Here is a 21,404-nt window from a genome sequence, read left to right on the forward strand (position 1 = left end):
TTCTCCCGCTGGCGGGAGAAGGCCGGGATGAGGGAATCTGGCTGCACTAAATTTCGTGCGATAAATCGCGCCGCTACGGATAGCTGGATATATCTGCGTACGTAGATAGCATTTTTCGGCATTGCGCTTAAGATATATCATAACTATTCTGTCCAGCGTCAGATGAGAATGAGTTTCGCTTTCATATTTGATTCATGCGCGGGCTTCTGACGCCCGACGCGAGGCAAAATAATGGAAAAAAAACCTGAATCGACCAGCGCAGTGCTGGCCCGGACCTATCACTCGATTTCGCTGGCGGCGGCACGCACCGTTATCTCGGCAGCACTGGAAACCGCTGCACAGCATGACTGGCATATCAGCGTAGCGGTGGTGGATCGCGCCGGTGAGTTGGTCAGTCTTGACCGCAGCGATGCGGCAATTGGCATCAGCCCAAGTGTCGCGCAGGGTAAAGCGCGGACTGCCGCGTTGCTGCGCGCTCCTTCGAAAGAGTTTGAAAGCTTTATCAACAGCGGCAGCCCGAGTTTTCTTGCCACACCGGGTGTGACGCCGCTGGAAGGCGGCATTCCGCTGTGGTTGCACGGCGAGGTGATTGGCGCGGTAGGCGTGAGCGGGGCACATGGCGCGAACGATTCGCTGGTGGCTGAACTGGCGGCTGAAGCGCTGGCTGCATTCTGAGGAGCAGGGAATGGCATCATTGCAGGCTAAACATCTGGTGGTGGTTGGCGGCAGCTCCGGCATTGGCTGGCAGGTGGCTCAACTGGCGGCAGCGCAGGGGGCGCAACTGACCCTTCTCGGTCGCAATGCCGAACGTCTGGCACAGGCGCAAGCCACGCTGACGCAGCAGGGCGCTCAGGTAGCGACGCTGGTGGTCGATGCACACGATCATGACGCACTGCGCAGTGCGTTTAAACAGCTCGCTGCCTTCGATCATCTGGTTTCGATGGTCGGCGATGCGATGGGCGGTGGTTTCCTTAGCGCCGATATGGCGCTGATTGAGAAAGTGATTTACTCAAAATTCCTCACCAATGTGCTGATTGGCAAACTGGCGGCAGAAAAAGTGCGGGCAGGTGGTTCTCTGACCTTCACCGCCGGTACCGGCGGCCGCGCTCAGGATGCCTGCGCCAGTTATGTGGGTAATCAGGGCATTGTGTCGCTGGCGCAGGGCCTGGCGGTGGAGCTGGCACCCAAAGCGCGCGTCAATTGTGTCGCCCCTACCTGGACGGTGACGCCGTTCTGGCGACAGCAGGCGGCGGAGCAGGTGGAACAAACCCGGCAGCACTTTGCTGAGATCATTCCGCTGGGACGCACCGCTGAGATTGATGAACTCGCCAGCGCTTATCTGTTCTTAATACAAAACGACTTTATTACCGGACAACAAATTGCGGTGGACGGCGGCATTATGCTCGGCTGATCCTCGCAGGGAGATATGACTTGAGAAAACAGACCTCTTCGGCCAACCCACGCGCACCCCGTCGCGTACGCAATGAACTGCGTTTTCGCCACATTACCGTAGCGAGCAAAACACGCATCGCCGGACAATTCTGGCGTATCGTTTTTACCGGCAGCGATTTGGCCGGTTTTAACTCGCCTTCTTATGATGACCACATCAAAGTGTTCTTCCCGGAGCCGGGTAGCGTGCTGACACTGCCGACCATGACCGACGAAGGCGTGGTGTGGCCTGCTGGCGTACGTCCGGCTGCGCGTGATTACACCCCGCTGGAATTTAACGGTGTCGATTCGCTAACCCTCGATTTCTATATCCACGATGGCGGCGTCGCCAGTAGCTGGGCTAACGACGCGCAGCCGGGCGATCAGTTGGCGATGGGTGGCCCGCGCGGTTCCTGTGTGGTCCCGGTTGATTATGACTGCCAGGTTTATGTCTTTGATGAGACCGGTCTGCCCGCTATCAAACGCCGTCTGGCGGAAGTTGAGGCGCAGGAGGTGCATCTGCTGGCGTTTGTTGATGAGGCCACCGGGCGTGATTATCTGGGCGATCGCGACGGTGTGAATATTAGCTGGCTGGGCAGCGGCACCATGCAGAGCGATAACCTCGGCGCGCTGATTGCAAAGCTGGATCAGATCTCCATCCCCAGCGAGGAATACTTTATCTGGCTGACCGGGGAAGGTGAGGCGGTGAAACTGCTGAGCGATTACTTTACCCAGCGTCGCGGTGCAGATACCGATTTTGTTCGCGCTGTCGCCTACTGGCATCAGAAATAACCGACTCTTGCCCGTCCAGTTGCCGCCTGTGTTGAATTTTGCCAGGCGGCAGACTACTATCAACCTCCCTTAACCGACCCCTCAGGCAGGCAATGAAACAGCATCGCGACTCTCCCTGGCACGGCGACCACGCCCAGCGTGCATTTTGTGCAGGCGCACGCAAAAAGCGTCGGGAACGTATGCTTGATGCCAGCGATATCCGCCTGTTGATGCTGCACTTTCTTGCCCAGAGCGACGCTCACGGCTATGAGCTGATCAAATCGGTTGAAGAACTCTCCAAAGGGGAATACTCCCCCAGTCCCGGTATTATCTACCCCAACCTGACGCTGCTGGAAGAAACCGATGCCATTCGCGTGGTGGATGCGCAGGAGTCGCGTAAAGCCTACACGCTTAACGACAGTGGCCGCGCGCTGCTGGCTGAAAATCGTGAAAATGTGGATACCATTATTAGCCGCTTAACCTCGCTGGCTATTCTGGTCAATAATCGCAGCATTCCGGCAGTAGAACAGGCAATTCACAATATTAAATTCACGTTAAATCATCGTCTGGCGCAGGAAAATATTTCTGAAGATGCATTGAATATTGTGATTTCCGCACTGAACGAAGCTGCGGAAAAAATTGCAAAGAGTTGATCTAAATCATTTTTACGCCAAAATTTGTTGCAATATTGTTTTATTTAAATAAACAAATAAAAACAAACGTGTAGCATAAATATCATCCAAACCAAAAAGGTTTGGGTGGTAAATATAAACGGTAGTTTTTCCCGCAATTATTCAGCGCTACTTTCCCCTCATCGCATTCACTCTGAAGCGTTAAGGGAAAAGAATATGTCTGAAACAAAAAAACAGCCGGTGCATGATCTGCGTTCGGCTATCGCATTGCTGCAAAGTCTGAAAGGCGAATTCGTCAGTACCGATACCGAAGTCGACCCCCATGCGGAACTCTCCGGCGTATACCGCTATGTTGGTGCTGGCGGCACCTGTGAACGTCCGACGCGCAAAGGCCCGGCGATGATGTTCAACAAGGTGAAAGGTTTTCCTGATGTGCGCGTGGTGACCGGCCTGATGTCCACCCGTGAACGTGTTGGTCATCTGCTGGATTGCGCGCCGGAAAAACTTGGTTTTCTGCTGAAAGATTCGGTGCATCACGCGGTGGCACCGGTAGTGATCAGCGAGAAACCCTTGTGTCAGGAAGTGGTGCATTACGCGGAAGACCCTGAGTTTGATCTGCGTACCCTGCTGCCTGCGCCAACCAATACCGAAGAGGATGCCGGTCCTTACTTCACTATGGGGATGTGCTACGCCTCCGACCCGGAAACTCACGAATCGGATATCACCATTCACCGTCTGTGCATCCAGAGCCGCGACGAACTGTCGATGTGGCTGACTCCAGGCCGCCATATTGATGCCTTCCGTGAGAAAGCCGAAAAAGCCGGCAAACCGCTGCCGATCTCCATCAGCATCGGTGTTGACCCGGCAATCGAAATCGCCGCCTGCTTTGAGCCGCCAACAACTCCACTGGGCTTTAACGAGCTGAGCATTGCCGGTGCATTACGTGGCAAACCGGTGGAACTGGCTCCCTGTGTCAGCATCAACGAGAAAGCCATTGCACACGCTGAAATCGTGATTGAAGGCGAACTGCTGCCAAATGTGCGGGTGCGTGAAGACCAGAACACTAACACCGGCAAAGCGATGCCGGAATTCCCGGGTTATACCGGCGAAGCGAAAGCCGAGCTGCCGGTTATCAAGGTGAAAGCGGTGACGCACCGTAAACATCCGATTCTGCAAACCACCCTTGGTCCAAGCGGCGAACACGTCAGCATGGCCGGTATCCCGACCGAAGCCAGTATTCTCGATATGCTGGAACGCGCGATGCCAGGCCGTGTGCTGAACGTCAATGCGCACACCTCCGGTGGCGGCAAACTGCTGGCGGTGATCCAGTTTAAAAAATCTGCGCCAGTGGATGAAGGTCGTCAGCGTCAGGCTGCCCTGATTGCTTTTGCCGCGTTCTCAGAACTGAAACACGTCATTCTGGTGGATGACGACGTGGACGTGTTCGACACCGACGACATTCTGTGGGCCATGCAGACCCGCTTCCAGGGCGATGTCGATATCGCCACCATCGCCGGGGTGCGTTGCCATCCGCTCGACCCATCGCAGCAGCCAGGCTACAGCGCCAGCATTACCCAGCAAGGGATGACCACCAAAACCATCTTTGACTGCACCGTGCCGTGGCATATGAAAGCCCACTTTGAACGTTCGAAGTTCAAAGAGGTAGATGTAAAACGTTTCCTTCCCGATTTTGAGTAAGTGAGGTTGTAGTGAGCAGAAGGCGCATTATCGTCGGCATTAGTGGCGCATCCGGTTTTCAGTACGGCATGAAGGCGCTGCAACTGCTGCGCGATCAGGATATTGAGGTGCATCTGGTGGTGACCAAAGGTGCAGAGGTGACGCGTTCCATGGAAACCACCTGGCAGCGGCAGGAGATTACCGATTTGGCGGATGAGGTGCACAGCATCAGCAATCTCGGCGCCTCGATCTCCAGCGGCTCGTTTAAGACCCTCGGCATGCTGATTGCGCCCTGCTCAATGAATTCGCTGGCGTCCATCGCACATGGGCTGACCGGCAATCTGCTGACCCGTGCAGCAGATGTGATCCTGAAAGAGCGGCGTCGGCTGGTGCTGATGGTACGTGAGACGCCGCTCAATCTGGTGCACATCCGCAATATGGCAGCAGTGACGGAAATGGGCGGGATCGTTTACCCGCCGGTTCCGGCCTTTTACCAGAAGCCACAATCCGTGGATGAAATGGTGCATCACAGTGTATCGCGTGCCCTCGACCTGTTTGATCTCGATGTCGGCAACCTGAAGCGCTGGGGTGAAAAACATAATGAAGCCTAAGGAGTAAATTATGGTAGTGGGACCCTTTGTCAACGGCAGCGCCGTGCTGATTGGTGGGATGGCAGGCGCTTTTCTCGGCACTAAAGTGCCGGAACGCTTACGCGTAGCACTGCCGATGACCTTCGGCCTGTCGTCGATGGGCCTCGGGATCGTATTGATTGGTAAGATTCACAGCTTACCGGCGGTGATTCTGGCGCTGATTATCGGTGCCGCTCTCGGTGAACTGGTGTTTCTGGAGGAGAAAATTGGCCGCCTCGGTAATCTGGCAAAAGGGCTGGTTGGGCGTTTCCAGGGTGAACAAACCGAAACCGGTCTGACGGGCGCGGCCTTTACCGAGAAGTACGTGGCGATTATGGTGTTGTTCTGCGCCAGCGGTACCGGCATTATCGGAGCGATGACCGAAGGGATGACACACGATCCCAATATCCTGTTTGTTAAATCCATTATGGATATCTTCACCGCCGCGATTTTTGCTACCTTGCTGGGTTATGCGGTAGCGGTGATTGCCGTACCACAGCTCATCATTCAGCTGGTGCTGGCGTCAGCCGCAGTACTGATTATGCCGCACACCACCGCAACCATGATGAGTGACTTTACCGCGGCGGGTGGATTTATCATGTTGGCGGCGGGTTTCCGTATCGCCGGAATTAAATCATTCCCGGTGGCGAATATGTTACCCGCGTTGGTGCTGGTGATGCCGATCAGCCATCTGTGGACGATGTTTATTCATTAAGCAGTACGACAGCCGCGGTTGGATCGGGGTTAGCCATGTCGTATCAGGCGCGAGGAGGCGCGGAGCATCATGGATCTCAAACGATTGCATTACTTTTGCACAATAGCGGAACAGGGCTCCATCAGTAAAGCCGCAAAGCTATTGAACATCGCACAACCGCCGCTGGGTAAACGTCTCCAGGAACTGGAAGAGGAAATTGGTTCGCCGCTGTTTACCCGCACCCCACGCCGTATGGTGCTGACCGAGGCCGGAACTTTTCTTTATCGTCAGGCATGCGACATCCTGAGCCGGGTCAATCAACTGAAGCGTCAGACCATCACCATTGCCACGCGTAAGCAGCGTCGGGTGAATATCGGTATCTCCTACCTGTATCTGCGCTATTTCAATACCATCCTGATGGATTACTACCGCAACCGCCCCGACTGGGATATTAACGTTATCGTGTCTGACTCCAGCCATCTGGAAGCGATGCTGCTGGATAACACCGTTGATATTGCGCTGATGCAAACCCCTGGCGATCGTCAGGCGTGGTTTGTGCGTGAGCTGGAACCGATTGATACCATTGCGGTGATCTCTTCACATTACGCGCCAATGCTGGCGGGAAAAGCGTTGCAGTTTGCCGATCTCAGCGGCATTCCGCTGATTCTGCTACACCGCATTGGTGGGGAAGGAACCTATGAAGTGCTGCGCAGTAAGCTGTTCAGTAGCCTTGAACAGGTGAACATCAGTATCAAGGTATCCGAACCCCGTCTGGTGCTGGAAATGATGGAGCAGGGGTTTGATGGTGCAGCCTTTTTACCGCGATCGGAGTTTATCCCCAGTGCGCAGGGCAGATATATGGTGTGTCCACTGGCGGAACCCTTCGCGATTTACCATCCGGCGATTGTTGCGTTGAGCACCGCGCAGGATCGCCTGCTGTGGCCGCTGGAACATGAAGTGGCGTAGCGGCGCGATTTATCGCGCGTTTTTGGCTGCGGTGCGGTTGTAAAAGAGCGCGATAAATCGCGCCGCTACGATTCAGCTCGCTAGTTTTTTTTCTTATCCACATGGCCCAGCTCCCGATCCGGGAAGCAATAATCCCGCACCCGCTGCTTTAACGCCGCCGCATCGGGGAAGCCGCCTTCCTGCTTGCGTTCCCAAATCACGTTGCCATCGATGGTGATTTCAAACACGCCACCGGTGCCGGGTTGTAACGTCACCGAAGCTAAATCATCAGCAAAAGTATGCAGCAACTCCTGCGCCATCCACGCTGAACGCAGCAACCAGTTGCATTGCGTACAGTAATGAATATTCACCGCGGGTTTCTGTGCCATGTCATCGCTCATCTTAATTAATTGATTAGTAATAAGTTAACTATGGTTAACAAATTGTGCTGTCTAAGATACATCTTAGTGTAAATGCTATTGATAATGATTACCACTTACATTACATTCCTGACGAAATCATTTATAACATAAAAAAAGTCTGTAACTTTTTACGGTTTTATATACAAAACCTGTGGTTTTCTGGCAGCAAGCAAGTGAGCGAATACTAACAATTAACCAGGTATTTCGCGTCTATGTCCTCATTATTTTCGGGGTTAACTCACCAGCGTCTTTTCAAAACGGCGATCTTAGCGTCAGCGATTCACGCGGCTTGTGGCTATGCAGCGACCAGCGATAATCAAGATCTGACCATTTCAGGCAAGAAAACCACCACCAATGAACCGGTGATGACCGTTACTGCACCGAAACAACCGTTGGTTGCTGGCAGCCGTAACACCATCTCAGCTGAAGAAATGCAAAAGCAGGGTGGTAATGATTTCGGTTCAATTATGCGTTATCAGCCGCTGGTTAGCGCGCCGGGCGCCGCAGGCGGTAGTAACACCGGCAAAAGCGGCTACACTGGCGACCGTGGTGGTTATACCGGTTATAACATCCGTGGCCTGGAAGATAACCGTGTCTCTATCGACGTAGACGGTATCGAACAGCCTTTTGCAACGGGGCGTAGCTCCGTTGGCCGCACCGGTTCAGGCACCTTCGGGATTGGCCGCGACTATATCGATCCTTACATGTATGGCTCAGTCGGTATTGTTTCCGGTGCGACCGATGTTTCCTACAAGAATAACGCCCTCGGTGGCTCGGTGTCCTTCCGTCCCAAATCACCGGATGATTACCTGTCGCCAACTAAGCAGACCTACTTCGGTTATCAGAGCGACTACGATTCTTCCAACCGTAGCTGGCACAATGGCATCACCGCCGAAGCAGGTGATGAAACCCTGCGTGGTATCGTGGTGATTAGCCGTCGTGACGGTCAGGAAACCCGTAACAATAGCGGCACTATCGATGCCTACCCGGCCAACTGGCACTCGGATGCCATCGCTGCCACCGGAATCTGGCAGCCGAACAGCGAGCATCAGTTCAGCGCCACGCTGGACTACTACCACAAAACCAATCACACCAACTTCGATTACTGGGGCACAGGCACCACGACCATTTATGGCCGTGCCGATCAGAGCAGCCAGACTCGTCGCTGGAGTGGCATGTTGAAAGATCTCTGGACGCCGGACAATAACCTGCTGGTAGATTCGCTTGAAAGCAGCATCTATTACCAGGAAACGCAGGCACACGATGATACTGCCGTGCCAGTCGCCGGTTCCGTTGCAGCGCACAATATCTATTCAGACTACAACACCAAAACCTATGGTTTTGAAACCAAAGGTGAAAAGAGCTGGCTGTTTAACAACTTCAGCTATGGTCTGAACGCCAGCATCGCGAAAACTGAGCGTCCATACTGGATGGACCCGGCGCAGACGTCTTACAACAATATCACTCCGCCAGAAGCCAACAGCCGTAGCTGGACTTTCGGGGCTTTTGTTGAAGACACCATGAGCTGGGATTTGAACGGCCATACCTTCTCCGTGATTCCTGGCGTGCGTTACGCTTATCAGAATACCAAGCCGCAGAACCTCTCCAGCATTTCGGGCGGGGATGCCGATGTATCAACGGGTGCAGTGTCAACGCTGTATGGCAAGAGCTTTAGTGATGGCCAGCTGCTGCCGTCAATCGCCTTCCAGTACAACCTGACGCCGAAAATGATGGCTTACCTGCAATACAAGCGCGGCGCACAGTTCCCGAACCCAAGCCAGTTGTATGGTTCATGGAACCTGACATCCAATTATGGTGGTTCAAATCAGTATGCACTGTTGGGTAACACCGACCTGAAAACCGAAACCAGCAATAACTTTGAGTTCGGTCTGAAAGGCGAAGCGGTTGAAGGGATCACCTTCTCCGCGGCGACCTTCTACAACAGCTACAAAAACTTTATCGACTACACCCGTTACAGCCGTAGTTCGAATCCGGAAGTCTTTACTGACATCCCGAGCAACATTGGCATTGCTTACCGTGCGGAAAACCGTGACAAAGCCTATATCTACGGTGCGGAATTCGGTAGCAAGTTCAACATCGGCACATGGGTGCCAGAAGTCGATGGCCTGAGCGCACGTCTGGCATTTGGTTATGCGCAGGGCGCGTCTAAGTCCAGCTACCTGGGTGATAAATACGTGCCGTTGGAGAGTGTGCCGCCGATGCGTCTGATTACGGGTGTGGCCTATGACGATCCCGATCAGCGCTACGGTGCAGCCGTTACCGCTACCTTTAATCATGGTAAGCGTGCAACGTATACCCAGCGTCAGACCTATACCAATGCTGGCAGCGCGATTGGCACCACCAGCAATACCTACTACCAGAATATCCCCGGTTATGCGTTGGTTGACCTGACGGCTTACTACCGCGTCACCAAAAACGTCAAGATCAGTGGCGGTATCTACAACCTGACGGACCGCAAATACTGGGATTATCTGAGCAGCCGCGATCTGGAATCCACCACCAGCAAAACCGATCAGAACTACTATGATTCACAGCTTGCTGTGATGCCCGGACGCACCTTCCAGTTGGGTGTGAACGTCGATTTCTAATAAATCACTTCGCCCTGCGGCAACGCAGGGCATTTTCATGGAGCATGCGCAATGAACGAACGTTACGAACACTATCTGGCCCTGAAAGGCGAACATCCAAAAAAATACGCCCGCGATCTGGCGGCGCTGATGGGCATTGGCGAAGCGCAACTCTGTGAGGCGCGCGTCGGCCACGATGCAAAAGCGCTGAAAACCGATTTCCCGGCACTGTTGGCCGCCCTCGAAGCGGTGGGTGAAACCAAAAGCATCACCCGCAATGAATATGCGGTGCACGAGCAGGTTGGCAAATATGAAAACCTGCACCTCGGCGAACATGCCGGACTGATCCTCAACCCGCGCGCACTGGACCAGCGTCTGTTTCCTCAGCAGTGGCATAGCGCCTTCTTCCTGCAAGAGATGACTGCGCGCGGTGAACGTCAAAGTATTCAGATTTTTGACAGGCACGGTGACGCGGTGCTGAAAATCTACACCACCGACAACACCGACATCGCAGCCTGGGATGCGCTGATAGCGCAGTTCACCACCGCAGGCCACGCCGCACTGGAGTTGACACCAGCGAGTCACCCGCAGCACAGCACGACCGTGGATGCCAGCACCATCGAAGCCGAATGGCGTGCCATGACCGATGTGCACCAATTCTTCGGCCTGCTGAAACGCCATAACATTTCACGTCAGCAGGCATTCCGCGCGGTTGCAGACGATCTGGCATGGCAGGTCAGCAATGATTCGCTGGCCCAGTTGTTGAACCAGGCGCAGCAGGACGGCAACGAAATCATGATCTTTGTCGGCAACCGTGGCTGCACCCAGATCTTCACCGGCGCGGTAGAAAAACTGATGCCGATGGATAACTGGATCAACATCTTCAACCCGGCGTTCACGCTCCATCTGCTGGCGGACCACATCAGCGAAAGTTGGGTGACGCGTAAGCAGAGCGGCGATGGTTTCGTCACCAGCCTTGAACTGTTCGCCGCTGACGGCACTCAGATCGCGCAACTTTACGGCCAGCGCAGCGAAGGTACGCCGGAGCAGGCGCGCTGGCGTGAACAGCTGGCATTGCTTACCACCCCAGGAGCTGCCGTATGAAACGTCTGACCCTGTTGTTGCTGACTGCGCTGGCACTGCCGACGCTGGCAGCGGAACGCGTGGTTTCCATTGGCGGAGATGTCACGCAAATCATCTATGCGCTGGATGCTCAGCAGGACCTGGTGGCGCGCGACAGTACCAGCCAGCAGCCTGCCCAGGCGAATAAACTGCCGAACATCGGTTATATGCGTCAGTTGAATGCGGAAGGCATTCTGGCGCTGAAACCGACGCTGGTGCTGAGTAGTGAACTGGCAAAACCATCGCTGGTGCTGCAACAGGTGGCGCAGGCGGGGGTAAAGGTGGTGGAAGTTACCGGTAAAAACAGCATTGAGGCGATCCCGGAAAAAATCGCCACCATCGGCAAAGCGCTGCATCGTGAAGACGCGGCCAATGCCCTGACCGAGCAAGTGCAGAAACAACTGGCGCAACTGCCGAGCCAGCCACTGCCGGTGAAGGTCCTGTTTATCATGGCGCACAACGGCATGAACACCCTGGCGGCGGGATCACAAACCGGGGCAGATGGCGCGATTCGCAGTGCCGGTCTGGTGAATGCAATGGCGGCAGTGCCGCATTATCAGCCGCTGTCGCAGGAGGGTGTTGTGGCTGCGGCACCGGATCTGGTGGTGGTGGGTCAGGATGGCCTGCGCACCCTCGGTGGTGAGGAGAAAGTCTGGTCGCTGCCGGGACTGGCGCTGACGCCAGCCGGACAGCATCATGCGTTGCTGGTGGTGGATGAGATGGCATTGCTGAGTTTTGGTCTGGACACGCCAGATGCCATCGTCAAGCTGCGTCGTGCAGCTGAAGCGGCCAAACATGACTAGCGTTGCACTGCTGCGCTGGCTGAGCCTGATGGCCGTCAGCATGGTGATATGTATGTTGATGGCCGCCAATTTTGGCGCGATGCCGCTCTCGATCCGCACCCTGTGGCATGCGCCGCTCAGCGATATGGTTTGGCAGATCTGGCTGAATATCCGTCTGCCGCGTGTATTGCTGGCGGTACTGCTTGGCATGGCGCTGGCGGTATCCGGTGCGGTGATGCAGGGGTTGTTTCGCAACCCGCTGGCCGATCCTGGATTGCTGGGTATCAGCAGCGGAGCCGGTCTGGCAGTGGCCCTGGCGATTATTGTACCGGTGGCTTTGCCACCCATTCTCGCGTTGTGGCTGCCCATGCTGGCGGCCTTTATTGGCAGCCTGGTGGTGACGTTGCTGATCTTCAGCTTTAGTCGGCTGGCACTGGGTAACTTGTCGCGTCTGCTGTTGGTGGGCATCGCCATTAACGCGTTGTGTGGCGCGGCGGTCGGGGTACTGTCGTGGATCAGCAATGATCAGCAGTTGCGCCAGTTGGCGCTGTGGGGCATGGGCAGCCTCAGCTCCGCGCAGTGGCCGAGTCTGACGGTATGTGCGCTGCTGATTTTACCGACGCTGATTGCCATTCAGACGCGTGCGCGCCGTCTTAACCTGCTGCAACTCGGTGAAGAAGACGCGCATTACATGGGGATCGATGTAAAACGCACCCAGCGTCAGCTGCTGGTGCTGAGCGCGTTGCTGGTGGGAACGGCCGTTTCGGTCAGCGGGATTATCGGCTTTGTCGGACTGGTGGTGCCGCATGTGATGCGTTTCTGTCTGGGGAGCGATCATCGCTGGATGTTGCCGGGATCGGCGCTGGCAGGGGCGATCCTGTTGTTGCTGGCGGATACTCTGGCGCGCACGGTGGTGATCCCGGCAGAAATGCCGGTGGGTCTGTTAACCAGCCTGATTGGCGGCCCGTGGTTTCTTTGGCTGATCCTGCGTCAACAGAGAGGGATAAATGAGTGATCGGATGCAGGCGCGCGGTCTGCAATTTAGCCACGGCGCACGGGCGCTGATTGATAATGTTTCGGTGACTCTCGAACCGGGCAATATGGTAGCGTTAATCGGCCCGAACGGTGCCGGTAAATCTACGTTGCTGCGTTTGTTAACCGGTTTCCTTACACCGGATGCAGGGGAGTGCTGGCTGGGTGATCGCCCGCTGGCAGACTGGCCGCGTGAACCGTTGGCCCAGCGTCGTGCAGTGATGCGCCAGCAAAACACCATGACCTTCCCGATGCCAGCTGAAGATGTGGTGGGGATGGGACGTGCGCCCTGGCCGACCACGGGAGCGAAGGCGGTGATTGAGGAGGTGATGCATATCACCGGTAGCCTTGAGTTGGCACGACGTGATTATCGCTCGCTGTCCGGTGGTGAGCAGCAGCGCGTGCAGTTGGCGCGTGTGCTGGCGCAGTTGTGGCATGCGGATGGTCCGCGTGGCTGGCTGTTCCTCGATGAACCTACCTCGGCGCTGGATCTGTTCTGGCAACAGCATAGCCTGCGGCTGCTGCATCGCTTAACGCGTAATGGCCGGTTTAGCGTATGTACCGTATTGCACGATCTCAATCTGGCTTCATTGTGGTCTGATCGTATCCTGTTGTTGCATCAGGGAAAACTGGTGGCAGAGGGGGCACCGCATGAGGTGATGACCGAGCAGACACTGACGCGATGGTATCAGGCGGAGCTGGACGTGGTACGGCAAGCGGAGCAGGGCAGACCGCAAATTCAGTTACGCGCCTGAGTGACATTGCGCGATAAATCGCGCCGCTACTATTGGGTACGGTTTGTAGCGGCGCGATTCATCGCGCTTTTTTGGCAGATGCTACCGACAATCGACGATCAGACGTCCACGCACTTCACCCGCCAGCAGCTGTTCTGCTCCTTCACGCGCCGCACTCAGCGGGATCACGCGGGTGAGTTTTTGTAGTTGCTCACCATCGACCAAATCTGCCAGACGTTGCCACGCCTGCTGACGCAGCGGCAGTGGGCACATTACGCTATCTACGCCCACAAGAATCACGCCACGCAGAATAAAGGGAGCGACGCTGGTAGGCAGATCCAGACCTTGCGCCATACCGCAGGCAGCGACCACGCCATCACGTTTGATGCCCGCCAGCACGTTACTGAGCGTATGACTGCCGACACTATCGATAGAGGCGGCCCAGCGCTCTTTCGCCAGCGGTTTGCCGGGTTGACTGAGTTCATTACGATCAATGACCGACGCTGCACCGAGGGTGGTGATCAAATAGTCGCTATCGCTGGCTCGACCGCTGGAGGCCACCACTTCATAACCGAGACGCGCCAGCAGGCTGACGGCAAAACTGCCGACGCCACCGCTGGCGCCAGTGACCAGAACTGGACCGTGCTGCGGGGTAATTCCTTGTTTTTCCAGCGCCATTACGCACAGCATCGCGGTAAACCCGGCGGTGCCGATTGCCATGGTTTGCAGCGGGCTGAGTGCGGTGGGGACTTTGACCAGCCAGTCACCGGAGACGCTGGCTTTCTGCGCCAGGCCACCCCAATATTTCTCGCCGACGCCCCAGCCGGTCAGCAGCGCGACATCATCCTGCTGCCATTGCGGGTGGCGACTGTTGATCACCCGACCAACAAAATCGATGCCTGGTACCATCGGGAACTGGCGTACGATTGGGCCTTTATTGCAGATAGCAAGGGCGTCTTTGTAGTTTAGGGTGGAGTAGCTAACTTCGAGGGTGACATCCTGATCCGGTAGTTGTTTTTCTTCCAGATCTTTTAGGGTAGTGCGGTATCCCTGTTCGTCATTATCAATGACCAGTGCCTTAAACATGCAGCCTCCGGCTGGTTGAGGAAAGTGGGGTCATGGTACTCCTCAAATCAGGATGCATCTAGTGAGCCAAATCAACTGCACTTCATTCGTTGCTACCCTTCGAAACATCGATGACATTCCTGAATATTTCCTGAAGGCGCTCTGAAACTCTTAAATCGCTGTGATAATTTTACCTGGTGTATTTCAGTGGGTTATACCCGTTGTTAATGTCCGTGCACTTTATATCGGACTGGCAGGTGTTACGTTTATGAGTGTTATCCCGGCCCCGCATGATGCACTGTTCAAAAGGTTTCTTAGCCACCCGCCGATCGCCAGGCAGTTCCTGGAAATCCATCTCCCGTTAAAAGGAACAGATTATGACGGTTGAACAACAATGGCGTCTGGAGTCTCGTCTGGAAGGACGACAGGAAGGACAGCAAGAAGAGCGCCATCGAGGTGACAGGTATCAGTGAAGACGAGTTACAACAACTGCGTGCCTGAATCACGGACTTAACGGTAGCGGCGCGATTTATCGCGCAGTTCCGTGCGTGGTGTCGGAAAAAACTGCACGATAAATCGCGTCGCTACGGGGAGAGGCTTCAATCCCGCGCCTTATCCACCGCATCGCGGAAACGATACCAGCCGGTCACCAGCGGTAAAAACCACGGCTTCCCAGCGTACAGCGGGATCGGTTTAAAGGTGTTGCGCTCAAACGACAGCGGACGCGGCTCGGTGCCGAGCAACTTTTGTGCGGCGCGATAACCCAGCCAGCTCATCAGCGCCACGCCATTACCGTTGCAGCCCACGGCAAAACGCGCATTATCCATTTCACCGGCATAAGCGGTTTTATCCCACGTCATACCTACATATCCGCTCCAGGCATGACTGATGCGATACGGTGCCAGTTCCGGCCAGATCGCCAGCATACGTTGGCGAATACGGATCGCCGCGGTTTTATCGTCGCAATCCATAATGCCGGGACGTGATCCAAACAACAGACGGGTGCCGTCTGGCGACGGACGGGTGTAGATCAGATCGCGACGACTGTCGGTGATCATCCGGCCGCCGGGGATCAACTTCGCCATCAACTCAGGTGGCAGCGGCTCGGTGGCGATCTGATAACTCTTCACCGGCACAATACGTTTTGCCAGATTCGGCGATGCCTGGGCGTCGGTGTAACCGTTGGTCAGAAAAATCACCTGACGTGCGCGCAGCGTGCCACGCTCGGTGTAAATCACTTTGCTACCGCCCTCGGTTTCCACGCCAGTTACGCGGGCATGGGAAAACAGTTGCGCGCCCAGTTTACGCGCCAAATCGCGTAATGCCCGGTTGTATTTACCCGGATGAACGCCACCGTACTCGTCCACCAAAATGCCGCCGTGATAAAAATCGGAACCGATGATCGGTGCCTGAGTTGCGCGATCGATCTTATGCACCGTGACACCGGTAACGCGATGCAGGATATCTCCCATCTGATACAAACCAGCCAGCTGCTTTTGCGTGTGCGCGCCAAAATAGCGGCCACCGATAAACAGATCCGCGTCCAGTTGCTCCTCGCGCACCAGATCCTGAATAAAGGCAAAGGAGGCGATCGAGTCGGCGATCATGCGCTGGAACAGCTCCGGTGGGATGCCTTTGATTGCGCCACCTACCACCAGTTTCTGCCCGCTGCTGATCATCCCACCGGTACGGGTGCTGCCGCCGCTGCCCAGCTCGTTAGCCTCCAGTACCACGACTTTTTTGCCATGACGAGCCAGCTCGATCGCGGCATTCAGCCCGGCAAAACCGGAGCCAACGATCGCGATCTCGGTTTCCGCCGGGAGCGGATCGCGACAGGTTTCCGGCGGTGCGGCTTCCCACCAGTACGGGGTGGTTTTGAAATCTTCAGTAAAAATTGCCTGATCAGACATGATGTCTCTCAACTCCGTTACAACACCTGGCCGAGGAACTCGCGCGTGCGCGCATCCTGCGGATCGTCAAAGAGCTGCGCCGGGGGCGCCATCTCCACAATTTTGCCTTTGTCGGTGAAGCACACCCGGTGCGATACCTCGCGCGCAAAACGCATTTCATGTGTCACCAGCAGACAGGTCAGGCCGTCATCCACCAACTCTCGAATGGTGTTCAACACCTCTTTCACCGTTTCCGGGTCCAGCGCGGCGGTGACTTCATCAAACAGGATGATTTCTGGCTGCATTGCCAGCGCGCGGGCAATGGCGACGCGCTGCTGCTGGCCGCCGGAGAGTTCGCCCGGATAGCGTCCCTCTTTTCCTTCCAGCCGCACTTTTTTCAGCAGGCGTAGCGCGCGCTCGTGTACCGCTTCACGTTGATGTTTCAGTACCTGCATCGGTGCCATCATCACGTTGTCGAGCACGGTTCGATGCGGGAACAGGTTGTATTGCTGGAACACCATTGCCACCTGGTGGCGCAGCGGGCGCATCGCTTTTTCGCTCTCGATCTCATGTACGCGGTGCTCACCAACACGGATAAAGCCGTCGTCGATCGGCAGCAGGCCATTGATACAACGTAAAATGGTGGATTTCCCTGAGCCGGAAGGCCCGATGATGCATACCGCTTCGCCTTTGGTGACTTCCAGCGAAATGCCTTTCAACACCTCGGTGTTGCCGAAAGATTTGTGAATATTGTCCAGCTCGATCAGGGACGGAGTGCGAGCGATCATATGGCATCCCCTTTGGTTTGGTTTTCCAGCCGACGTGCCAGCAGGGCAATCGGGTAGCAATAACAGAAGAACATCAGCAGCACGGTGACGTAGAAGTAGACCAGCGAGCCTTCACTTTCGGTTGCCAGCGTGGTGCGTAGCAACGTCACCACCTCCTGTACGCCGGTCACGGTCGCCAGCGCGGTGGAGATGGCCAGCAGCGCATACAGATTCATCCAGCCAGGAATGATGCGGCGCAGCGCCTGCGGCAGGATCACGATGCGATAGATTTGCCACTGACTGTAGCCAAGCGAACGTGCTGATTCCCACTGACCGCTATGCACCGAATTCACCGCACCGCGAATCACCTCGGCGAAGTTGGCAGCAGTGGGCAGGCTCAGGCCAACAATCGCTTTAAACAGCGGCGACAGCGTAAACTGGAAGCCCAGCCATTCAACGCGGTATGGCAGCAGATACAACATCGAAAACAGCAGCACCAGCCACGGGGCGTTGCGCAGGAAGTTCATCACGGCGCGTGCCGGAATGCTTAACCAGCGGCGTTTCGCCAGCATCATCAAACCGAGAAACAGTCCGAGCACCGTGGCAATCGCCATGCTGGCAATGCCGATAAAGATGTTGAGGATAAAACCGCCGTTGAGCGGCCAGCCGTGCATAGAACCGGTCAATAGCAGCGGCAGTTTTTCCCACACCTGACGCCACTCACCGCCACGATCGGTCACCATGCTGAACAGCAGGATCAACAGACCAATAAACAGAAAGGCGTGACGCGTCTGCTTTTTACGTTTCAGGTACAGAACATCGCTCATGGATCAGGCTCCATAACCAGGATAGGCGAGGGCGCGCTGCACCCAGCCAATCAACCACACCACCAGGCTTACCAGCACCACGTAGATCACCAGGATCAGCAGCATCACTTCCAGCGTGCGGAAGGTGTCGTTGTAGATTTGCCCGGCGGCATACATCAGCTCCGGGACGGTGATCACCGATGCCTGTGAGGTGGTTTTGAACAGGTTGGTCAGCACGTTGGTGAGCGGTGGCAGGCAGATGCGGGAGGCAATCGGTACCTGCACATGACGGAACAATCCCCAGCGCGTGTAACCCAGCGAGCGCGCCGCTTCCAGCGTGGCCTTCGGCACTGCATCGAAGCCGGACCGAAAGGCTTCGATGCACAACGCGCCACCGAACAGGCTGAGCGACACGGTGGCTGACATAAAGGCGCTAATCAGCGGCACCTGTAAGCCGGTCACCGGGTCTTCCGTGGTGAAACCAATCTGCGTTAGCGTGAAATAGAAGAACAACATTTGCAGCAGTGGCGGCGTGTTGCGAAACAGCTCGACGAACAGCTCGATACTGGCATCCAGCCACGCGAGACGGAACGTCAGGCAGAAGGCACCCAACAGGCCGATAACAATGGCGAACGCTGATGAGAGCGCCGCCAGTTCCAGCGTTTGCAGCACGCCCTGAAGCAGCCATTGCTGATACGTGGGGTCGAGCAGCCAGGAGAAATCGAGTCCGAACATATTTCGCTCCTGACGGCTTATTTGGCCGCAGCGCGCGCCGCTTCCGCACGTTTGGCGATATACGGCGACGGTGGCATATCAAACTCTTTTTCCCAGCCAATCAGCTTGTCTTCGCCTTCTGCTTTAACAATTGCTTTATCGACGGCGGCGCGGAAGGCATCGTCTCCTTTACGCAGGCCACCGGCCATCGGCAGGTATTCATAGGGTTTCACCGCGATTTTGTAGTCGCTCCAGCCCGGCTCTTTCAGCTTGTTTTGCAGCGACATGTCATCAAACACCATCGCCACACAGCGATTGTCCTGCAACGCGCGATAGGCTTCCGGCAGCGCGGTGAAGTTCACCAGTTGCAGGCCATATTTTTCTGTCACGGTTTTATTGAAGTAAGACCCCTGGATACCACAGATTTTCTGGCCTTTTAACTGCTCCCACTGGGTAAATTTCACCTCTTTGCGCGCCAGGATCGACGGGCCAGCGGCGGAGACGTACTCATCGGTAAAATCGATCTGTTTGGCACGATCCGGCGTGACGCCGAGGGTTGCCATGATGATGTCGATCTGCCCGGAGTTGAGGAATTGCATACGGTTGGAGGCGTTTACCGGCACCAGCTTGATTTTGTCTGGTGAGCCGAGCAGTTCGTTGGCGATATAGCGCGCCAGGCTGATCTCGAAACCGACGGTGTTGCCGTTGTTGTCCATGTAGCCGTAAGGCGGGTAGTCATTCTTCACCCCGACCGTTAACACGCCGCGGGCCTTGATGTCGGACAGGGTGTCCGCGTGGGTGATTACCGGGGCAGCCAACAGCAACATCGAGGCAGCCAGAATACGCATGCGATGGTTTTTCATAGATATTTCCTCTGTCGGGGTGAATCTGCAGGTGTTGTAAATTTTGTTCTGTGAGCGACTTTTTTTGTTGAAACGCGTTGCTCACTTGTCAACCGAATATGAAATCTGCTAGAAAATTAGTCAACAAAAAACCATATACTGAAATCTTATGATTTAAAGTTTCACAATGTGGAACTTTAGCGGTGAGGCCGATGAGCGAAAATTCGGGGAAAAATGGGGTACAACTGCTGGATCGTGCGGTGATGTTGCTCGATCTGGTCGCCGATGCGGGCAGTGAAGGGACGACGTTAAAAACGCTGTGTGAGCTTTCAGGTCTGAATAAAGTCACCTGCCACCGCATTCTTAATTCGTTGGTGGAACATCAGTTGTTGCAGAAGGTGCAGAGTGACAAATGTTATCGGCTGGGCACCAAGTTACTGGTGTTCGGTGCCAAAGCGGCGCGCGGGCCTGGCCTGCGTCGCCAGTTCCAGCCTGCGCTGGAGCGGTTACGGCAGCAGACCGGTGAGACGGCGATGCTGATGGCGCGCGATCGTGATGATTCGGTGTGCATTGACCGTTACGACAGCGAATACCAGATGCAGACGCTGACCGGTTCGGTGGGCGGAGCGGTGCCGTTGGGCCTTGGGCCTGGCAGTCTGGCGATCCTGGCGTTTCTGGAGGAGGAGCAGCAGCAGGCGATTCTGGCGCGTAACCGGGCACGGCTTGATAGCTGGCCGCAACTTACGGTGCAAACCTTGCAGCTCAAGCTGGAGCAGACGCGGCAGCAGGGTTTCGCTATCGATCCGGGGGAGTTAATTCCGGGGATCGCCGGGATCGCCGTGCCGATCATGGTGTCCGGCGCTGGCGTGGTGGGATCGTTGGGGTTGACCTTCCTCTCACCACGTCTGAACCCCGAGGTGCAGCAGCGTTATGTGGCGTTGTTGAAAGAGGAAGTGGCGGCGATTGCGCCACTGATCAGCCCGCTGGATACGCGGTTGCGGGCATCATTGTAAACACGCGCGATAAATCGCGCCGCTACCGCAGGGAGAAATGGCAGGCAGCGGCGTTTGATGATGCACATATTCGTAGCGGCGCGATTCATCGCGCAGGCTTTAGCCAAACATTTCACAAGGGGGAGCCATGAAAAAATCAACACGTAAAGTCGCGTTAATCAGTGGTGCCAGTCGCGGTATCGGGGCGGCGATTGCCGCCAATCTGCTGGCAAACGGTTGGGCGGTGAGCCTGGGCTGCCGGTCACCAGAGGATGTGCTGGTTAGCGATAGCGAAAATCAGTTGGTATGTCGTTTTGATGCGTTTGATGCCGCCACGGAACAGGCGTGGGTCGATGCCACCCTCGCGAAGTTCGGTCGCATTGATGCGGTGGTACATAACGCCGGCATGATGCTGCCGCTGTCGATCCTGGAAGCCACTGACGACGAGTTCGATCGTACCTTTGACGTTAACGTCAAATCACCGATGCGGTTGAGCCGTCTGACATGGCCCCATTTGCAGGCCAGCGGTGCCGGGCGCATCGTAATGCTGGTGTCGCTTTCCGGAAAACGCGTCAAAGCCGAACGCTCCAGCCTGTATGCCATGAGCAAGTATGCCGCGCTGGCGCTGGCCCACGGGCTGCGCAAAATCGGTGATGCCGATGGCATTCGCTGTACCGCCATCTGCCCCGGCTTTGTCGCCACTGATATGGGGACGGCATTGACCGAGGTGCCCGCAGAAAAAATGACGCAGCCGGAAGATCTGGCGCACCTGATCCGTACGGTTCTGGAATTACCCACCACCACCAGCATCGCCGAAATTCCGGTGAACTGGACGGTGGAAGATAACTATTGATGCCCTTTTACCTGACGAGG

At 55.8% G+C, this 21,404-nt stretch carries 22 protein-coding genes and 1 pseudogene; 16 read left to right on the forward strand and 7 right to left on the reverse strand.

Annotated elements, in window-relative coordinates:
* The first annotated feature begins 231 nt into the window (after positions 1-231).
* The 8 genes from CTZ24_RS12060 (at position 232) to CTZ24_RS12095 (ending at position 6,797) form a co-directional block, all read left to right on the forward strand.
* Complete coding sequence (locus tag CTZ24_RS12060) at positions 232-675, forward strand: GlcG/HbpS family heme-binding protein (protein ID WP_208723637.1); 444 nt, start codon at positions 232-234, stop codon at positions 673-675.
* The gene (locus CTZ24_RS12065) at positions 617-1,411 is read left to right on the forward strand and encodes an SDR family oxidoreductase (protein WP_244633968.1); all 795 of its coding nucleotides are present in this window, start codon (positions 617-619) and stop codon (positions 1,409-1,411) included. Before CTZ24_RS12060 ends, CTZ24_RS12065 begins: the two co-directional genes overlap by 59 nt.
* 20 nt (positions 1,412-1,431) lie before the next feature.
* Positions 1,432-2,220, forward strand: a complete 789-nt coding sequence (locus CTZ24_RS12070; RefSeq protein WP_208723638.1) for a siderophore-interacting protein — start codon at positions 1,432-1,434, stop codon at positions 2,218-2,220.
* A 92-nt stretch (positions 2,221-2,312) separates the two neighbouring features.
* A complete protein-coding gene (locus CTZ24_RS12075) occupies positions 2,313-2,852 on the forward strand; it encodes a PadR family transcriptional regulator (protein WP_021186377.1) in 540 nt (179 codons plus the stop codon).
* 195 nt (positions 2,853-3,047) lie between these two features.
* Positions 3,048-4,529, forward strand: coding sequence for a UbiD family decarboxylase (locus tag CTZ24_RS12080; RefSeq protein ID WP_208723639.1), 1,482 nt, complete (start codon positions 3,048-3,050; stop codon positions 4,527-4,529).
* 11 nt (positions 4,530-4,540) lie between these two features.
* Positions 4,541-5,119 carry a UbiX family flavin prenyltransferase gene (locus CTZ24_RS12085; protein ID WP_021186379.1) on the forward strand — a complete coding sequence of 193 codons (579 nt, stop codon included), beginning with the start codon at positions 4,541-4,543 and terminating at the stop codon, positions 5,117-5,119.
* A gap of 10 nt (positions 5,120-5,129) precedes the next feature.
* Positions 5,130-5,852 carry a DUF554 domain-containing protein gene (locus CTZ24_RS12090; RefSeq protein WP_208723640.1) on the forward strand — a complete coding sequence of 241 codons (723 nt, stop codon included), beginning with the start codon at positions 5,130-5,132 and terminating at the stop codon, positions 5,850-5,852.
* Between the two features lie 69 nt (positions 5,853-5,921).
* Positions 5,922-6,797 carry a LysR family transcriptional regulator gene (locus CTZ24_RS12095; protein ID WP_021186381.1) on the forward strand — a complete coding sequence of 292 codons (876 nt, stop codon included), beginning with the start codon at positions 5,922-5,924 and terminating at the stop codon, positions 6,795-6,797.
* Between the two features lie 80 nt (positions 6,798-6,877).
* On the opposite strand, the gene CTZ24_RS12100 is transcribed toward CTZ24_RS12095, so the two are convergent.
* A complete protein-coding gene (locus CTZ24_RS12100) occupies positions 6,878-7,165 on the reverse strand; it encodes an Rdx family protein (RefSeq protein WP_021186382.1) in 288 nt (95 codons plus the stop codon).
* Between the two features lie 245 nt (positions 7,166-7,410).
* On the opposite strand from CTZ24_RS12100, the gene CTZ24_RS12105 reads away from it, so the two are divergent.
* Genes CTZ24_RS12105 through CTZ24_RS12125 form a run of 5 tightly spaced genes read left to right on the forward strand, consistent with a single transcriptional unit; the run spans position 7,411 to position 13,477 of the window.
* Positions 7,411-9,807 carry a TonB-dependent receptor domain-containing protein gene (locus CTZ24_RS12105; RefSeq protein ID WP_208723641.1) on the forward strand — a complete coding sequence of 799 codons (2,397 nt, stop codon included), beginning with the start codon at positions 7,411-7,413 and terminating at the stop codon, positions 9,805-9,807.
* 51 nt (positions 9,808-9,858) lie between these two features.
* On the forward strand, positions 9,859-10,890 hold the full coding sequence (locus CTZ24_RS12110; RefSeq protein WP_208723642.1) for a hemin-degrading factor: 1,032 nt from the start codon (positions 9,859-9,861) through the stop codon (positions 10,888-10,890).
* Positions 10,887-11,711: a heme/hemin ABC transporter substrate-binding protein gene (locus tag CTZ24_RS12115; protein WP_208723643.1), complete on the forward strand. Its 825-nt coding sequence runs from the start codon at positions 10,887-10,889 to the stop codon at positions 11,709-11,711. The genes CTZ24_RS12110 and CTZ24_RS12115 overlap by 4 nt, the downstream gene beginning before the upstream one ends.
* On the forward strand, positions 11,704-12,705 hold the full coding sequence (locus CTZ24_RS12120) for a FecCD family ABC transporter permease (RefSeq protein ID WP_021186386.1): 1,002 nt from the start codon (positions 11,704-11,706) through the stop codon (positions 12,703-12,705). Before CTZ24_RS12115 ends, CTZ24_RS12120 begins: the two co-directional genes overlap by 8 nt.
* The gene (locus tag CTZ24_RS12125; RefSeq protein WP_208723644.1) at positions 12,698-13,477 is read left to right on the forward strand and encodes a heme ABC transporter ATP-binding protein; all 780 of its coding nucleotides are present in this window, start codon (positions 12,698-12,700) and stop codon (positions 13,475-13,477) included. Before CTZ24_RS12120 ends, CTZ24_RS12125 begins: the two co-directional genes overlap by 8 nt.
* Before the next feature lie 81 nt (positions 13,478-13,558).
* Here the strand turns inward: CTZ24_RS12125 and acuI are convergent, their stop codons facing one another.
* On the reverse strand, positions 13,559-14,542 hold the full coding sequence (gene acuI / locus CTZ24_RS12130) for an acrylyl-CoA reductase (NADPH) (protein ID WP_208723645.1): 984 nt from the start codon (positions 14,540-14,542) through the stop codon (positions 13,559-13,561).
* A 247-nt stretch (positions 14,543-14,789) separates the two neighbouring features.
* Here acuI and CTZ24_RS12135 point away from each other — a divergent pair.
* A pseudogene (locus CTZ24_RS12135) lies at positions 14,790-14,882 on the forward strand (Rpn family recombination-promoting nuclease/putative transposase); the annotation flags it as partial.
* Between the two features lie 238 nt (positions 14,883-15,120).
* Here the strand turns inward: CTZ24_RS12135 and CTZ24_RS12140 are convergent.
* From CTZ24_RS12140 to CTZ24_RS12160, 5 genes are read right to left on the reverse strand one after another with little or no spacing between them, the layout of a single operon-like run.
* Positions 15,121-16,431 carry an NAD(P)/FAD-dependent oxidoreductase gene (locus CTZ24_RS12140; protein WP_208723646.1) on the reverse strand — a complete coding sequence of 437 codons (1,311 nt, stop codon included), beginning with the start codon at positions 16,429-16,431 and terminating at the stop codon, positions 15,121-15,123.
* Between the two features lie 17 nt (positions 16,432-16,448).
* Complete coding sequence (locus CTZ24_RS12145) at positions 16,449-17,198, reverse strand: amino acid ABC transporter ATP-binding protein (RefSeq protein ID WP_208723647.1); 750 nt, start codon at positions 17,196-17,198, stop codon at positions 16,449-16,451.
* Complete coding sequence (locus tag CTZ24_RS12150) at positions 17,195-18,004, reverse strand: amino acid ABC transporter permease (protein WP_021186178.1); 810 nt, start codon at positions 18,002-18,004, stop codon at positions 17,195-17,197. The genes CTZ24_RS12145 and CTZ24_RS12150 overlap by 4 nt, the downstream gene beginning before the upstream one ends.
* 3 nt (positions 18,005-18,007) lie before the next feature.
* Positions 18,008-18,718, reverse strand: coding sequence for an amino acid ABC transporter permease (locus tag CTZ24_RS12155; RefSeq protein ID WP_021186179.1), 711 nt, complete (start codon positions 18,716-18,718; stop codon positions 18,008-18,010).
* Positions 18,719-18,735: 17 nt separating this feature from the next.
* Positions 18,736-19,560 carry a transporter substrate-binding domain-containing protein gene (locus CTZ24_RS12160; protein WP_021186180.1) on the reverse strand — a complete coding sequence of 275 codons (825 nt, stop codon included), beginning with the start codon at positions 19,558-19,560 and terminating at the stop codon, positions 18,736-18,738.
* A 191-nt stretch (positions 19,561-19,751) separates the two neighbouring features.
* Here CTZ24_RS12160 and CTZ24_RS12165 point away from each other — a divergent pair, with 191 nt between their 5' ends.
* A complete protein-coding gene (locus tag CTZ24_RS12165) occupies positions 19,752-20,552 on the forward strand; it encodes an IclR family transcriptional regulator (RefSeq protein WP_208723648.1) in 801 nt (266 codons plus the stop codon).
* Between the two features lie 127 nt (positions 20,553-20,679).
* Complete coding sequence (locus CTZ24_RS12170) at positions 20,680-21,384, forward strand: SDR family NAD(P)-dependent oxidoreductase (RefSeq protein WP_208723649.1); 705 nt, start codon at positions 20,680-20,682, stop codon at positions 21,382-21,384.
* Positions 21,385-21,404: the final 20 nt, after the last annotated feature.

The sequence above is a fragment of the Pantoea phytobeneficialis genome, assembly GCF_009728735.1.
Lineage (GTDB): Bacteria > Pseudomonadota > Gammaproteobacteria > Enterobacterales > Enterobacteriaceae > Pantoea > Pantoea phytobeneficialis.

Bases quoted from the DNA above. Each gene is read 5' to 3' on its own strand.
- CTZ24_RS12060 (WP_208723637.1), top strand. From the start codon at position 232: ATGGAAAAAAAACCTGAATCGACCAGCGCAGTGCTGGCCCGGACCTAT.
- acuI (WP_208723645.1), bottom strand. From the start codon at position 14,542: ATGTTTAAGGCACTGGTCATTGATAATGACGAACAGGGATACCGCACT.
- CTZ24_RS12170 (WP_208723649.1), top strand. From the start codon at position 20,680: ATGAAAAAATCAACACGTAAAGTCGCGTTAATCAGTGGTGCCAGTCGC.
- CTZ24_RS12155 (WP_021186179.1), bottom strand. From the start codon at position 18,718: ATGTTCGGACTCGATTTCTCCTGGCTGCTCGACCCCACGTATCAGCAA.
- CTZ24_RS12105 (WP_208723641.1), top strand. From the start codon at position 7,411: ATGTCCTCATTATTTTCGGGGTTAACTCACCAGCGTCTTTTCAAAACG.
- CTZ24_RS12110 (WP_208723642.1), top strand. From the start codon at position 9,859: ATGAACGAACGTTACGAACACTATCTGGCCCTGAAAGGCGAACATCCA.
- CTZ24_RS12100 (WP_021186382.1), bottom strand. From the start codon at position 7,165: ATGGCACAGAAACCCGCGGTGAATATTCATTACTGTACGCAATGCAAC.
- CTZ24_RS12080 (WP_208723639.1), top strand. From the start codon at position 3,048: ATGTCTGAAACAAAAAAACAGCCGGTGCATGATCTGCGTTCGGCTATC.
- CTZ24_RS12065 (WP_244633968.1), top strand. From the start codon at position 617: ATGGCGCGAACGATTCGCTGGTGGCTGAACTGGCGGCTGAAGCGCTGG.
- CTZ24_RS12160 (WP_021186180.1), bottom strand. From the start codon at position 19,560: ATGAAAAACCATCGCATGCGTATTCTGGCTGCCTCGATGTTGCTGTTG.
- CTZ24_RS12090 (WP_208723640.1), top strand. From the start codon at position 5,130: ATGGTAGTGGGACCCTTTGTCAACGGCAGCGCCGTGCTGATTGGTGGG.
- CTZ24_RS12115 (WP_208723643.1), top strand. From the start codon at position 10,887: ATGAAACGTCTGACCCTGTTGTTGCTGACTGCGCTGGCACTGCCGACG.
- CTZ24_RS12125 (WP_208723644.1), top strand. From the start codon at position 12,698: ATGAGTGATCGGATGCAGGCGCGCGGTCTGCAATTTAGCCACGGCGCA.
- CTZ24_RS12165 (WP_208723648.1), top strand. From the start codon at position 19,752: ATGAGCGAAAATTCGGGGAAAAATGGGGTACAACTGCTGGATCGTGCG.
- CTZ24_RS12150 (WP_021186178.1), bottom strand. From the start codon at position 18,004: ATGAGCGATGTTCTGTACCTGAAACGTAAAAAGCAGACGCGTCACGCC.
- CTZ24_RS12095 (WP_021186381.1), top strand. From the start codon at position 5,922: ATGGATCTCAAACGATTGCATTACTTTTGCACAATAGCGGAACAGGGC.
- CTZ24_RS12145 (WP_208723647.1), bottom strand. From the start codon at position 17,198: ATGATCGCTCGCACTCCGTCCCTGATCGAGCTGGACAATATTCACAAA.
- CTZ24_RS12140 (WP_208723646.1), bottom strand. From the start codon at position 16,431: ATGTCTGATCAGGCAATTTTTACTGAAGATTTCAAAACCACCCCGTAC.
- CTZ24_RS12120 (WP_021186386.1), top strand. From the start codon at position 11,704: ATGACTAGCGTTGCACTGCTGCGCTGGCTGAGCCTGATGGCCGTCAGC.
- CTZ24_RS12075 (WP_021186377.1), top strand. From the start codon at position 2,313: ATGAAACAGCATCGCGACTCTCCCTGGCACGGCGACCACGCCCAGCGT.